Consider the following 13578-nt stretch of genomic DNA (forward strand, 5'->3'; position numbering starts at 1 on the left):
ATTAATCTAGCATAAAGTACCAGGGTATAGTAAATACTAAATTCAGAAGAATCCATCACCTCATAAGGTTAATGTTAATATTAAAAAAGGCCCATTTATAGTTGTATCAGGTCATGATCTAAGAGATTTAGAGATGTTACTTCAGCAAACAGAGGGCAAGGGTATTAATATTTACACTCATGGAGAAATGTTACCAGCACATGGATATCCAGAACTTAAAAAATATAAACATTTAGTAGGTAATTATGGATCAGCTTGGCAAAATCAGCAGAAAGAATTTGATGGAATACCAGGATGCATTTTAATGACGACTAATTGTTTAATGAGACCAAGAGAAACATATAAAGATAGAATATTTACTACTAGTGTTGTGGGATGGGATGGTTTAAAGTCTATTGAAGTTTCTGAAGATGGAACAAAGGACTTTAGTGAAATAATAAATAAAGCATTAGAACTTGGTGGATTTAAAGAAGATGAGGAAACAAAAGAGATTTTAGTAGGGTTTGGACATAATGCAACATTATCAAATGCTGAGACTATAGTTAATGCAGTTAAAGAAGGAAAGTTAAGACATTTCTTTTTAATAGGTGGTTGTGATGGGGCAAGACCTGGAAGAAACTATTATACGGATTTTGCTAAAATGGTTCCAGAGGATTGTATAATTCTTACTTTAGCTTGTGGAAAGTACAGGTTCAATAAATTAGATTTTGGAACAGTGGCAGGACTTCCAAGACTATTAGATGTAGGGCAATGTAACGATGCTTATTCAGCAGTTAGAATAGCTACAGCGCTAGCAGATGCATTTGATACGGATGTGAATTCTTTACCTCTTACCATTGTACTTTCTTGGTATGAACAAAAGGCGGTGCCTGATCTATTAGCACTATTATCACTTGGAATAAAAGGAATATATTTAGGATCAAGTTTACCAGCATTTATATCACCAAAGATATTACAATACTTAGTTGATACCTTTGACATTAAGCCAATAAGTACTCCAGAGGATGATTTAAAAAATTCACTTAAGCAAGCCAACTAAAAGTATAATAAATACAAGAATACTCAATATAATGAACATTAAAATAATATAAATAGAGTTCTTTGATTTAGAGCGGGTAGTCATCGGATAAATTTAAATAAGTTCACTCTCCGAAGTTTTAAGGAGAGTGATTTTTTTATATGAAATTATAGTTTTGAATACTATTACCATGTAATGGATAAGCGTTATTGGACAAGAATTAGTATGATGTATATAATAATATAGTTATAGATTCTTTTGTATGAAAAAAGATTTTTATCAAGTGATTCTTAGAAGAACTTATCCAGGGGCGTAGCAGCCGTCATCCCTAACCTTGAAGAGGAGAGGGTGTTACGGATGGTAGCCATCGGATAAAAGAAGTTAAAAATGTTTGGATAAATATAAAATAAAATTATTAGATATAAAATAATGTGATTTAATAAAAGCACATTATTTTATTTTTTTTATTATCAAGATATATAGATTCATTTTAGATATTTACCTAAATAGGGTTGAATATAAGTAATTATATGAATACAATAGTAATTAGATGAATATCTAAATGGGCATTTGACTACGTATATATATAAATTTATATTAGGTTAGATATATGCATGATATTGCACTAAATTAGATGTATATAAAATAAAGGAGGAACTATGTTAATATGAAAATAGTATTTAATGCATTACCAGGAGAGTTAAGAGATTATTTTTTAATATTAGATATGATAGCAAATTTAGAAAAGTATATTGAAAAAATAGAAAAAGATGAAAGCGGGGAAAGGATAGACTCACAGATAAAGGACTTTGTAGTTCACGTTAGAAAGGAATCTTTAGTAGATAAAAAGAATTTGGAAAAATATTTTAAGCATCATACAGAAGAAAATTATTCTTTGGCTGATTTTTTATATAACAATGAAGACTTTTGGAAGTGTAAAGATATAGAAGAATATATTAGTATGTTAGAAAACAAAAGTAATGTGGACAAAAAACTCTATATTTTAGCGGTGGTACATAATTCTAAAGGGGAAGAGTGTGAAGATAAACTAAAGGAAATATGTAAAAGCGATGAGGAAATATTGAAAGCTATAAAGAACTCCGAATTTACATCATCACTAAAATGGGATTTGTCTTGTTTTATTAATGATACAGAAATTGAATTTAAAGAATTTATTGAATTTATCAGATCCTCCACTTATATATATGAGCAATTTAAAGGTACAAGAAATAAGTTAATGGAAAAGTTAAATGAAAGGTTAGAGAAAAATATTAATAACAATAAAAAGTCTTTAGATTTTTTAAATAAGACTACTAGAAAGATTGTAAATTATGATTCCTTTAATGATATATATGTTACAACTAATTATGGTCAAGGGTATGGTATAAACTTTGTAATGAATGATGATACTATGTATATTTTTCTTGGAGCTTATTATGAAAATCATCTTAAGATGATAGGTGGAGAGGAGGAGAATAGACTTCAAACTAACCTTATGGTATATAAAAATCTTTGTGATAAAAATAGGTTTGAAATCCTAAAGTTGCTGACAAAAAAGGAGGATTACTCTCAAGGAGAAATAGCAGAAATCCTTGGGATTACCAATGCGACAGTGTCCTATCACATGAGTTTTTTAGTTGGAGCAAATTTAGTTAATATTGATAAAAGAAATAAAAAAGCTTTTTATTTATTGAACAAAAATACTTTAGAAAAAAGTATAGATTTTATAAGGGAACAATTAGAATTAAAATAAATAATTAGGGGGCATGGGTATTATGAGAGTTAGTTTATTAAAAGAAAAGAATTTTGGACTTCTTATGTGGGGGAAGCTTGTATCATTAGTAGGCACACAGATGCAAAATTTTGCATTATCTCTTTATGTATTTAAAATAACAGGTTCCGCATCAAAATTTGCTACAGTTCTTATGGTTACAATTATTCCCCAACTTATACTAGGACCTATGGCAGGGGTTTTTGTAGATTGGTTAGATAGAAAGAAGATAATAGTTTATTTAGATATGGTAAACGGAATTTTAATAGGAATATATGCAATTTTATTTTATATAAATGGAGAGCTTTCTTTAGGTAGTATATATATATTTGCTATACTGCTATCATTAATTTCTGTATTGTTTCAGCCTGCAATATCTACAGTGATTCCAAGTATTGTGAAGAAGGAGGAATTGGTGGAGGCCAATAGTATTAATTCGCTTATAATGAATATAGGAAATTTAATCTCTCCTATGATTGCTGGTGCCTTATTCGGAGTTTATGGGTTATTTACAATATTAGTAATAAACTCTATAAGCTTTATATTGTCAAGTATAAGTGAAATGTTTATAGATATACCTAAAGTTAATAAAAAGCCTGAGGTTATAAACATTACGAGTTTTAACAAAGATTTTAAAGAGGGCATTATGTTTATAAAAAATAGTAAAATATTATTTAGTGTAATATGCATAGCTGTTTTAGTAAATTTTGGAGGAGCACCTCTTTCTATAGGGTTAATATATATATCAAAAAGTGTATTGAAGATAAGCGATATGCAATATGGAATGCTTGAAACCTTTGCAACATCCGCCATGATAATTTCGCCTTTTCTATGTAGTTTTATAGGTAAAAAGTTTGAATTTAATAAGGTGTTATTTGGAGGGTTACTTAGTATTGGATTTTTTATAGCCTTAATGTCAATAATACCCTATGAACCGTATTTAAATCTTTTTGATAGTAGCTTAGTACCATATATAAGCCTTATCATTGCAGAATTTGTTTTAGTAATGGCAATGGGAGTGGTTAATATATCCATAAGTATAATGTTTCAACAAATAGTCCCTTTAGATATGATGGGTAGAGTCGGTACTGTTATGAATACAGGATGCATGGCATCAATGCCATTAGCACAGCTAATCTTTGGGTTACTTTATGATAATATATCTACTACTATTTGTGTGTTAATATCAGCTATTATAATTATAATAACTATGATGGTTTTTAAAAAGTCCCTATTAGCTACTTCTTTAAAAGAAAAAGAAACCATATCCTTGGCATAATAAAACACCCAGTAGATGATTTAGAACATATCTACTGGGTATTTTATTTTGCATACTTTACTTTTTGAAAGTATATATTTTTGTAAAAATTAATATTTAGTATGATAAGCAAAGTAATTAGATGTATTTTACTATAGGAAATATATCCACCAAGGTATATCCATGTGATTATGATAATAAGGATGATAGTAATTATTATAGTAAGGATGATGATAGTAATTATTGTGATTAGGATTATATTGATTATGCATATTCATATTATGGTAAGGAGCTCTATATAGATTATCCTCCTCTATATTATCTTCTGAGCGACATTTATCGCAAGGATTTTTAGTAATTGGCATCATATTTTCATTGCACATTGGAGTAGAAGGCTTTATCATAGGAGTAATCATCATGTCGGGCTTCATCATATTAGGATTCATCATAGGAATTTGATTATCCATCATCATTGGACATAAGGGCATTATTGGATGACAACAATAGCAAGGCATCATTTGACATGGTTGATTATAGGGCATCATCTCACATTGCTCATTATAAGGCATCATTTTAAAGTCATCATCACAACTTTTTTTAGAGTCTTCTTTAGATTTTTCTTTATAATTTTCGTTACAACATTTCTCGTTTTTTTTGCGACGATCTTGGTTTAAAGTACTTTCTATGTTGTTATTACCGTTTCTATAATACATTTAATACCTCCAAGAGATTTAACTACAATAATAAGGTATGTATTTACATTTAAAAGGTGACAGAAGAATTTAATTATTTAGGGATTATCAAGTGATTCTTAGACTCAGGTGGAGTTTGCTTATAAGGAATACATCTCTCCATCTGAGTCTTAGAAGAACTTATCCAGGGGCGTAGCATCCGTCATCCCCCACCTTGAAGAGGATAGGGGTGTTACGGATGGTAGCCATCGGATAAAGTGTTTTCTCTAGAGGTATCTAGTGTATATTTAGGTTAAACTAGGAGTATATTATAATATATTACTAATCATGAGGGGAAGCTATGGATTTAGTATCAAAAAAATTATTAAGATATGGATTGTTAATACAATTATATTATGACTTTTTTACTTATGGATACGAATCTTGCGTTGATATAAACTATAGGGTACCGAAGGATTGTAGAATAGATGTAATTGCTGCACTTTACTATATAAACTTTAGAAGGTGGATTTTCTTTAATATAGAAAAAGATAAAACTGTGTCAGCTTATATTTTAGGTAATGGCATAGATGAAATAGAGAGGGCTATTCAAGAAAGTGGAGAGCTACTATTATCCAATATTTATAAAGATGTATTGATACCTGTAGAGGAAGATATAAGAGGGAGTGATGGTGATGGAAACATTTCTAGAGGCTCTGTTTGATAAAAGGGCAAATTTTGTAGGGTGGCTCTATAATAGAGAGCATATATTTGATACTGAGCTTAATTGGGTAGCATATATAAATAACGGATATGTTTGGTCTGTAAAGAAACTTAATTGGATTGGCAAACTTAAGAATACAAATTGTTTAGATAGGGATGGAAAAGTAGTTGCTTGGAATCCAGATTCACCAGTGATAGGTGGACTTTCTGAGGTAGAAGAGCCATTAAAGGCATATAAACCACTTCCACCTCCAAAACCTCTAATTAGTGAAAAACCATTAAACCCACCAAAGGCACCTAAAGCAATAGGCGGATGGTCACCTTTAACTTTTAGCCAATGGTTAGACCAATAGTATTATGGGTGTTAGTTTATTACCACTAGAAAATGATTTATTAAGGCTTAAGATACTATGGGAACTTTACCAAAGTCTATTTAATGTTTGTTACTATGGAGAAATTCAAACTCAAAGGTATAAAATAGAATCAGAAAATATATCAAATGTTTTAGCAGCTCTTTATTATTTAGATAATAAAGGATATATAAATGTTAGAAATACTAAAGAAAAAGATGTGCTTATAATATATATTAGATCAAGAGGTATAGATGAAATAGAGGATAGATGGAAGAGAGGCAATATGTTACTATTTGGTAGTGCTTATAATAATATATTAGTAAGAGAAGTAAATAATGAGAATTCAAAGGATTAACACTAACATTATCTAAAATAGATGATAACATGACAAAGGGTTGCGGGGTTGTATATAGGTGATTTATAATTGTATTATATATATTATAGTGTAACAAAGGAGGATTTTATGAGTAAGGTTAAAATAAAAGATATTAAAACTCTAGCAGATACAAAGTATTTAAAGTTATATAATGCGGAATATGTAAACAAAAACGGTGATACTAGAAATTGGTCTATTGCATCTAGAAAAGATTTAAGTACATTAAGGGATAAGTTCTTTAATGAAGAAGAGGATACCGTTGATGCTGTTATAATAATAGCAACACATGTAGAAGAGAAAAAACTTGTGGTTATAAAACAATTTAGGGTACCTATCAATGATTATGTTTACGAATTGCCGGCAGGGCTTATAGACAAGGATGAAGATTTTAAAGACACAGCAAAACGTGAACTAAAAGAGGAAACTGGACTAGACCTACTTGAAATTGATTATGAGAAGACAAAGTCTAAGGTATATATTTCAACTGGAATGACGGATGAATCTGTGTCTTTAGTATATTGTACGTGCACTGGAAGTATATCAAAGAACTACCTAGAAGCTGATGAAGATATTGATATTATGCTACTTTCTAAAGATGAAGCTAAAGAAGTGCTTAAATCTAATAAAAAGATTGATATTAAGGCCTTGCTTATGATACAAAATTTTATTGATTTATAATCTCATACATTTTTCAAATTACAACCTGTTCATAATCAAAAGGAGAGATACTATTGAAACTTAATAATTATAAGGGTACTAATGAAAAAAAAGATGATACTCAAAATAAAACAATTGAAAATAAGAGTAATGATAAAGAAGAGATAATATTTAATAAATCATATATGATTATGATTTTAGCATTAATAAGCTGCTTTTTATGGGGGAGTGCTTTTTCTTCAGTAAAGGTAGGTTATGAAATGTTTTCAATAGGCGGAGATGATACATATCAGAAGATAATTTTTGCGGGGTTTAGATTTTTAATATCATCTATTATGATATTTATATTTTGCATCGCAACAGGTAGAACTTTAAAGGTAAAGAAAGAAGATCTATCAAAGGTTGCTTTTTTAGGAGTTGTACAAACATCAATACAATATGTATTTTTTTATATAGGGCTTTCAAATACTACAGGTACTAAGGGCTCTATATTAGCGGCTACAAATACATTTTTTAGTGTCATTATTGCTCATTTTTTTTATAAAGAAGATAAGCTTAGTTTTAGAAGAATAGTAGGTGTAGTTCTTGGTTTTATGGGTGTAGCTATTGTAAATATGAATGGTGGTAAGATTCAAGGCAGATTTACATTTACAGGAGAAGGATTTGTTGTAATATCTAGTTTAGTAGGTGCTTTAGCGGGTATATATACTAAAAAGATAGCAAAAGACATATCGCCCTTTGCTATTTCAGCATACCAATTATTTATTGGATCTATATTTTTAATATTATCAGGATTTATGGGGGGAGCTAGAGGACTTAACTTTACACCTAAAGGTTCAGTACTTCTTTTATATCTAGGATTTATATCTGCTGCAGCTTTTTCTATATGGACAGTTTTACTTAAGTATAATGGTGTTGGTAAGGTTACTATATATAAGTTTTCTATACCTTTATTTGGCGTGCTTTTATCCTACGTCTTTCTTGGTGAAAGATCACTTGGAACTAATGTTGTAATTGCTGTTATATTGGTCATACTAGGTATAATAGTAATTAACACAGAGCCAAAGGCTAAATCGCAGATGAAGTTATAGATCATAAATAGATAAGTATTTGTATTTGAACATAAAACTTTAAATAAAAGCCCTTTGTTAAAATTTTTAACAAAGGGCTTTTATTTAAAAATCTAAAGAACTAAAAATCTATTGCATCTGCGTGGTAAGAGCTTCTAACTAAAGGCGCAGAGGAAACTCTCTTAAAACCTAAAGAAAGAGCAACATCTTTATAGTAATCAAATTTTTCTGGGGTTATATATTCTACAACATCAAGATGTTTTAAGGTAGGTTGTAGATATTGTCCTAGAGTTAACATGTCGCAATGTACGTCTACAAGTCTTTTCATTGCTCTAATTATTTGATCTTCCGTTTCTCCAAGTCCTAGCATAATTCCAGATTTAGTTTTCATATTTGGTTTTTGAATTTTTACATATTCAAGAAGACCTAGGGATCTTTCAAACACTGCCATAGGTCTTACTTTAGAATAAAGTTCAGGAACTGTTTCTACATTATGATTTAAAACATCAGGTTCAGAATTTATAATAAGGGCTATAAGATCTTTATTTCCCCTCATATCAGGTATTAAAAGTTCAATTGATACATGAGGTGTAAGTTTTCTTATTTCCTCTGTAACTTTTACGAATTGCATAGCACCTTGATCCTTTAAATCATCCCTAGTAACGGAGGTTATAACAGCGTGTTTTAATCCAAGCCTCTTAATAGCCTTTGCTACATTTTCAGGTTCCATAGGATCTACGGGTTCTGGAGCTTCCCTAGTAACGTTGCAAAAGGTGCAGTTTCTAGTACAGTTTTTACCTAGCAACATAAAGGTTGCAGTGCCTCTTTCAAAACATTCCATTCTATTTGGACAGTTTGCTTCGGAACATACAGTATTAAGAGAAAGGTCTGATACTAAGGCATTAACCTCATTAGTCTTAATTCCTCCTTGCATTTTTACCCTTATCCATTCTGGCTTTCTTATCATATAAAATACCCCCTTATGTAATTAAGTTTATATATTCATTAACCCATTTAAGAATTCAAAAGTTGAAAGACCTTTCACATATTCATCCATTACCACGTCTTTTAAAGCTTCACTAAGATCAGTTAAATTATGATTTATACCTATAATTTTAGATTCTAATTCACTAATATCTTTTTCTCCAAAAAAGTCTCCGTATAATGAGATGTTAGTGATAATGCCATTATTAACATTAACGTGATACTCAATAGATCCACAGGGATATTTTGAAGAATGTTCATAGGAGTAGGTAGGGCTCTTTCCATAATTCCATTCCCAGGTTTCAAATCTTGATTTCATTATTTTTTCTATTTCAACTATATCTTGATCCGTAAGTTCATAAACGGTGGTTATATCATTGCACTTCATTACAAAGTTCATAAGATAGTCTTTAAATTCATATAAATTCATTGGACTATTCATGTGAGGTGATATATTTGTAACCCTTGAAGATATTGACTTAATACCCTTATCTTTAAATTTTAAAGGTTTACATTTAAGGGCGTTAGAGAGAGAGTCAAGATTGCAATTATACATCAAAGTGCCATGGTGAAGCAGCTTGTCCTTGCTGAAGTATTGTGCATTACCAGAAAACTTCTTACCATCTATAGTGATATCATTTCTGCCTGTAAATTCAGCCTTTACATTTAATGAATCTAAAGCCTTTATAACTGGAAGAGCAAATCTTTCAAATCCATCTTTAGTTGCAATGTTAGAATTAGATCTATTAGTTATGAATGTAAAGTTCATATTACCTAAGTCATTAAATACAGCGCCTCCTCCAGAAAGCCTTCTAACCACATCTATGTTGTTTGACTTTATGTAATCAGAGTCTATTTCTGATAAGGTATTTTGATTTCGACCTATTAATATTGAAGGTTTGTTTATCCAAAGCATAAAAATTTCATCTTGAAAATTCGTTAATAAATATTCCTCGGCAGCGTGATTAAAATAAGAGTTATTACTATTATTAACTACGTATATCATAACTTTTGACCTCCATTATTCGTTATAAGATTAACATTCAGGTTTAAAAGGTTATTATGAAAGAACGCGTTACTATGAAACACATCTCAATAGATATATTTCAATAATACAATTAAATTATAACTAAGATTTAGCAATTAATCAAATAAGATTCACAAAATGCAGTTTATTTGAAAATTCTGTTTATTTATTAACAAAGTAAGTGAGATTATGTATATAATATAATTATGAAATAAATTAAAACAATAATTATAATATTTGACAAATATGTGTTTAGTTTCATACGAAGGTTATAACTACATTATACAAGGGGGAATTAATGTGAAGATACTTCAAGGTAAATTGCTAGGAAGAGGAATAAAAATTGGCATTGTGGTAAGCGCATTAAATAAGGAGATAGCTTTAGAATTATTGAGTGGTACGTTAGAAGCATTAAAAAAACATGGAATAAAGGATGAATATATTGCAGTAGCCTGGGTGCCTAGTGATATTGAGATTCCGCTAGTGGCTAAAAAGATGGCAAATAATGAAATGTATGATGCGGTAATATGTTTAGGGGTTATTACTAAAGGATCTATTTCTTATTTTGATTATGTTTGTTTAGAGGTATGTAAAGCAATTTCAGTAGTTTCATTAAGCGCAGAAAAACCAGTTATAAACGGTATTTTAATTACAAATACAATTGAAGAAGCTATTGAAAAGTCCAGAATAGAATCTGAAAACAATGGATATAATGCAGCTATTAAAGCTATGGAAATGGTTAATTTACTAGATATAATTTAGTAAAAGTTAAGTCTCATAAAAAGTTTATAAATATATTTTAAATTGATTTTGCATTATTGTGTTAGAGTTGTACTATATATGAGAAAAAATATTTATGGTATAATATTAAAATAGCAATTTGTGAAGATTATAGTTAATCAACACATCAAAATAGAAGAATGCAAAAGGGAGAAAAGTTTTGGATAAAGAATTAGAATCACAATCAGATAAGGATCTTATAGAAATAAAATATTTACAGGATAAACTGACTAAACTTAAAAAGATGGAAAATAAAAAGTGGCAGTCAACGGAGAAAGATGCAACGTTAGATTATAATTTAAGCAAAATAACGAAAGAAGAGCTTTTATATATAGCTAAAAATCTTTATATAAATAAAGTAAGTAAATTAAATAAAGAAGAATTGAAAAATAATATAATTGAGCTATATGAAGATAGAGTAATTATGCTCACTGAAAATATGGATAACCTTAGGTTTGAATATCTTTTAGACTTAGCAAAATCAGGTGGATACAAAGAATATGATAATATTATAGATGTAGACATAGATACTGCATACTATCTTTCTGATAGAGCATTTATATTTACAGGGATTATAAAAGATAAATATGTGGTTATAATGCCAAAAGAACTACAACCTATAATTTTAAGTTATGATAATAAAGAATTTAGAGCTGAGATGAAGAAGAATGAAGAGGTAATAAAACTTTTTTGGGGAATGTGCTATCATTATGGAGTTTTACTAATAGATGACTTTAAAGAACTTGTAAAAAGGTATATAGACTATGATATATCAGAGATGCCCCTTGAAATTATGTTAATTGATGCTGCTATTTATTATGGAGAATTTGATTGTAACGGATATATAGGTGCAGATATAACTGTACAGAATTCAAATTATATCCTAGAAAAACAAAGTTCTAGGGAAGATTTGAACTTTTACAATTTTACAAAAAAAGAAATATTAGATGTTGCAACCTTAGGTAATATACGTGAAACAAAGGCACAAAAAAATATCAAAAAGTTTTTAGTGGAAAATTTTGACATGGACAAAGAGGATGCAGAAGATTTAATATTTGATTTATTAGTGGATATACAAAATGGTGAATTGCCTTCAAAGTATATGTTAGAATTCTTAAAAAGCTTTGATAAAGAAGATGTTGAACTTATTAATATCGTTACGAGCGAGGTAACTAAATTTGCAAATAGTACAAAGCAATGGCTAATTAAAGGATATAGTCCAAATGAACTTAGAATGTCTATGGAAGATACTCAAAAGGTAGAAAAGATAGGAAGAAATGATCCTTGTCCTTGCGGCAGTGGAAAAAAATATAAGAAGTGTTGTGCTTCAAACATAATAGAAATTGGAGATAGATAGTCTCTAAAATATAGTTGTAAGGACGTGGATTTATGAATGATAAGATAAAGGAAACAGAAGATAATATATTGAGATACCTTTATGAAAACAAGTTGAAATCACCACAAAGTTTAGCTAAGATAAGATATGCAGCTAATCTAGAAGAGGACAGAGTTGATAAAAAAATACTAAAGGCTTCTCTTGAATCCTTAATATCAAAGAACTTTATAAAAAAGCAAGAAAATAGAGGTAATTATAAAATCGAGGATGAAGCTGTAGAATATGTAGAAAAGATATTATAGAGAACATTATGTAGGTAAAAGTTTAACTAGATTATAGTAGATAAATTTAAATATGGTTTAAAATAGAGGGGTAATCAAAATAATGATAAATTTTAACAGTTTAGGTATTAGTGAGAGTATTATAAAGAATTTAAAGCTTCAAGGAATAACAGAGCCCACACCAATTCAAGAAGGTAGTATAAAAATTATAAAAGATGGTAAGGATGTTATAGCGGAGGCGCAAACAGGAACAGGAAAAACATTAGCGTTTTTATTACCCATGTTTGAAAATATGTCTTCTGACATAAATAGCATTCAGGGATTAATAGTTACGCCAACAAGAGAGCTAGCTATTCAAATAACAGAGGAAGCGATGAAACTTAAAGAAGCAAAAGATTTAAACATATTGGCTATTTATGGCGGTAAAGATACAGGTTCCCAATTGAAAAAACTACAAGGCAATGTTCACCTTATAATTGCAACTCCAGGAAGGCTTATAGATCATCTTTCAAGGGGAACTGTAAAGCTTGATAAGTTAAAAACATTAGTATTAGATGAGGCAGATCAAATGCTTCTTATGGGATTTAAAGGTGATGTAGAAGCTATAATAAAGGAAACACCCAAAAACAGGCAGACTCTTTGCTTTTCAGCAACTATGAATTCCGATGTTAAAAAGCTAGCTTATAGATATATGATTGATCCTAAGGTAGTGGTAATTGAGAAAGAAGAAGTAACCCTTAAAAATATAAAGCAATTTTTGGTGGAAACTACAGATAGAAAGAAGCAAGATGCTTTATGTAAAGTCTTAGATGAAAATAATCCATTTATGGCCATTATTTTTTGTAGGACTAAAAGAAGAGTTGATGACCTTGAAATGGCGCTTTTTAAACGAGGATACAATTGTAAAAAGCTACATTCTGATATAACTCAATCAAAAAGAGAAAAGATAATGAAGTCTTTTAAAAATTGTGAGATTCAATATTTAATAGCTACAGATGTAGCATCAAGGGGCTTAGATATAACTGGCGTTACTCATATATATAATTATGATATACCAGAAACTGCTGAAGGATATATACATCGTATAGGAAGAACAGGAAGAGCTGGTGAGCTTGGATGTTCATATTTATTTGTAGATCCAAAAGATAAAAACCTTCTAAATATGATAGAAAGGCAAATACAGCTAAAGATTCCTGTTATGAATGGCTTATAGGAATACTAAGCTCATAATTAAAACAAGGTTCACTAGAATGTAGAACCTTGTTTTAATTTT

14 protein-coding genes and 1 pseudogene are annotated in these 13578 nt (G+C 29.6%); 12 read left to right on the top strand and 3 right to left on the bottom strand.

Features of this window, described 5'->3' with window-relative positions; translation table 11 throughout:
- Positions 1-46 precede the first annotated feature (46 nt).
- The 3 genes and pseudogenes from hcp to BV55_RS0108195 all read left to right on the top strand — a co-directional run.
- A pseudogene (hcp, locus tag BV55_RS0108185) lies at positions 47-1039 on the top strand (hydroxylamine reductase); the annotation flags it as partial.
- A 646-nt stretch (positions 1040-1685) separates the two neighbouring features.
- On the top strand, positions 1686-2771 hold the full coding sequence (locus BV55_RS15130; RefSeq protein WP_051652458.1) for an ArsR/SmtB family transcription factor: 1086 nt from the start codon (positions 1686-1688) through the stop codon (positions 2769-2771).
- A 22-nt stretch (positions 2772-2793) separates the two neighbouring features.
- Positions 2794-4068: an MFS transporter gene (locus BV55_RS0108195; RefSeq protein ID WP_051652459.1), complete on the top strand. Its 1275-nt coding sequence runs from the start codon at positions 2794-2796 to the stop codon at positions 4066-4068.
- Between the two features lie 131 nt (positions 4069-4199).
- Here BV55_RS0108195 and BV55_RS0108200 read toward each other — a convergent pair whose 3' ends face one another.
- Complete coding sequence (locus tag BV55_RS0108200) at positions 4200-4760, bottom strand: hypothetical protein (RefSeq protein ID WP_029452347.1); 561 nt, start codon at positions 4758-4760, stop codon at positions 4200-4202.
- A 319-nt stretch (positions 4761-5079) separates the two neighbouring features.
- Between BV55_RS0108200 and BV55_RS0108210 the strand changes: the two genes are divergently transcribed.
- From BV55_RS0108210 to BV55_RS0108230, 5 genes are all read left to right on the top strand, one after another.
- On the top strand, positions 5080-5442 hold the full coding sequence (locus BV55_RS0108210; RefSeq protein WP_029452348.1) for a hypothetical protein: 363 nt from the start codon (positions 5080-5082) through the stop codon (positions 5440-5442).
- Positions 5414-5794: a 4-fold beta flower protein gene (locus BV55_RS0108215; protein ID WP_029452349.1), complete on the top strand. Its 381-nt coding sequence runs from the start codon at positions 5414-5416 to the stop codon at positions 5792-5794. Before BV55_RS0108210 ends, BV55_RS0108215 begins: the two co-directional genes overlap by 29 nt.
- A 4-nt stretch (positions 5795-5798) precedes the next feature.
- Positions 5799-6149 carry a hypothetical protein gene (locus BV55_RS0108220; protein ID WP_029452350.1) on the top strand — a complete coding sequence of 117 codons (351 nt, stop codon included), beginning with the start codon at positions 5799-5801 and terminating at the stop codon, positions 6147-6149.
- A gap of 108 nt (positions 6150-6257) precedes the next feature.
- On the top strand, positions 6258-6848 hold the full coding sequence (locus BV55_RS0108225) for an NUDIX hydrolase (protein WP_029452351.1): 591 nt from the start codon (positions 6258-6260) through the stop codon (positions 6846-6848).
- 53 nt (positions 6849-6901) lie between these two features.
- On the top strand, positions 6902-7918 hold the full coding sequence (locus BV55_RS0108230; RefSeq protein ID WP_084170520.1) for a DMT family transporter: 1017 nt from the start codon (positions 6902-6904) through the stop codon (positions 7916-7918).
- Between the two features lie 100 nt (positions 7919-8018).
- Here the strand turns inward: BV55_RS0108230 and lipA are convergent, their stop codons facing one another.
- Positions 8019-8864 (bottom strand): lipoyl synthase, encoded by an 846-nt coding sequence (gene lipA, locus BV55_RS0108235; protein WP_029452353.1) that lies wholly within the window; start codon positions 8862-8864, stop codon positions 8019-8021.
- A 27-nt stretch (positions 8865-8891) separates the two neighbouring features.
- Complete coding sequence (lplA, locus tag BV55_RS0108240; RefSeq protein WP_029452354.1) at positions 8892-9887, bottom strand: lipoate--protein ligase; 996 nt, start codon at positions 9885-9887, stop codon at positions 8892-8894.
- Positions 9888-10208: 321 nt separating this feature from the next.
- Here lplA and ribH point away from each other — a divergent pair, with 321 nt between their 5' ends.
- The 4 genes from ribH (at position 10209) to BV55_RS0108260 (ending at position 13518) form a co-directional block, all read left to right on the top strand.
- The gene (gene ribH, locus BV55_RS0108245; protein WP_029452355.1) at positions 10209-10670 is read left to right on the top strand and encodes a 6,7-dimethyl-8-ribityllumazine synthase; all 462 of its coding nucleotides are present in this window, start codon (positions 10209-10211) and stop codon (positions 10668-10670) included.
- A 178-nt stretch (positions 10671-10848) separates the two neighbouring features.
- On the top strand, positions 10849-12045 hold the full coding sequence (locus BV55_RS0108250; RefSeq protein WP_051652460.1) for an SEC-C metal-binding domain-containing protein: 1197 nt from the start codon (positions 10849-10851) through the stop codon (positions 12043-12045).
- 32 nt (positions 12046-12077) lie between these two features.
- Positions 12078-12326: a hypothetical protein gene (locus BV55_RS0108255; protein WP_029452357.1), complete on the top strand. Its 249-nt coding sequence runs from the start codon at positions 12078-12080 to the stop codon at positions 12324-12326.
- An 82-nt stretch (positions 12327-12408) separates the two neighbouring features.
- Complete coding sequence (locus BV55_RS0108260; protein ID WP_029452358.1) at positions 12409-13518, top strand: DEAD/DEAH box helicase; 1110 nt, start codon at positions 12409-12411, stop codon at positions 13516-13518.
- Positions 13519-13578: the final 60 nt, after the last annotated feature.

The sequence above is a fragment of the Clostridium algidicarnis genome (genome assembly GCF_000703125.1).
GTDB lineage: Bacteria > Bacillota > Clostridia > Clostridiales > Clostridiaceae > Clostridium_L > Clostridium_L algidicarnis.

Coding starts and splice junctions, on each gene's coding strand:
- BV55_RS0108255 (WP_029452357.1), top strand. CDS start 12,078: ATGAATGATAAGATAAAGGAAACAGAAGATAATATATTGAGATACCTT.
- BV55_RS0108210 (WP_029452348.1), top strand. CDS start 5,080: ATGGATTTAGTATCAAAAAAATTATTAAGATATGGATTGTTAATACAA.
- BV55_RS0108225 (WP_029452351.1), top strand. CDS start 6,258: ATGAGTAAGGTTAAAATAAAAGATATTAAAACTCTAGCAGATACAAAG.
- BV55_RS0108215 (WP_029452349.1), top strand. CDS start 5,414: ATGGAAACATTTCTAGAGGCTCTGTTTGATAAAAGGGCAAATTTTGTA.
- BV55_RS0108220 (WP_029452350.1), top strand. CDS start 5,799: ATGGGTGTTAGTTTATTACCACTAGAAAATGATTTATTAAGGCTTAAG.
- BV55_RS0108195 (WP_051652459.1), top strand. CDS start 2,794: ATGAGAGTTAGTTTATTAAAAGAAAAGAATTTTGGACTTCTTATGTGG.
- lipA (WP_029452353.1), bottom strand. CDS start 8,864: ATGATAAGAAAGCCAGAATGGATAAGGGTAAAAATGCAAGGAGGAATT.
- BV55_RS0108200 (WP_029452347.1), bottom strand. CDS start 4,760: ATGTATTATAGAAACGGTAATAACAACATAGAAAGTACTTTAAACCAA.
- lplA (WP_029452354.1), bottom strand. CDS start 9,887: ATGATATACGTAGTTAATAATAGTAATAACTCTTATTTTAATCACGCT.
- BV55_RS15130 (WP_051652458.1), top strand. CDS start 1,686: ATGAAAATAGTATTTAATGCATTACCAGGAGAGTTAAGAGATTATTTT.
- BV55_RS0108260 (WP_029452358.1), top strand. CDS start 12,409: ATGATAAATTTTAACAGTTTAGGTATTAGTGAGAGTATTATAAAGAAT.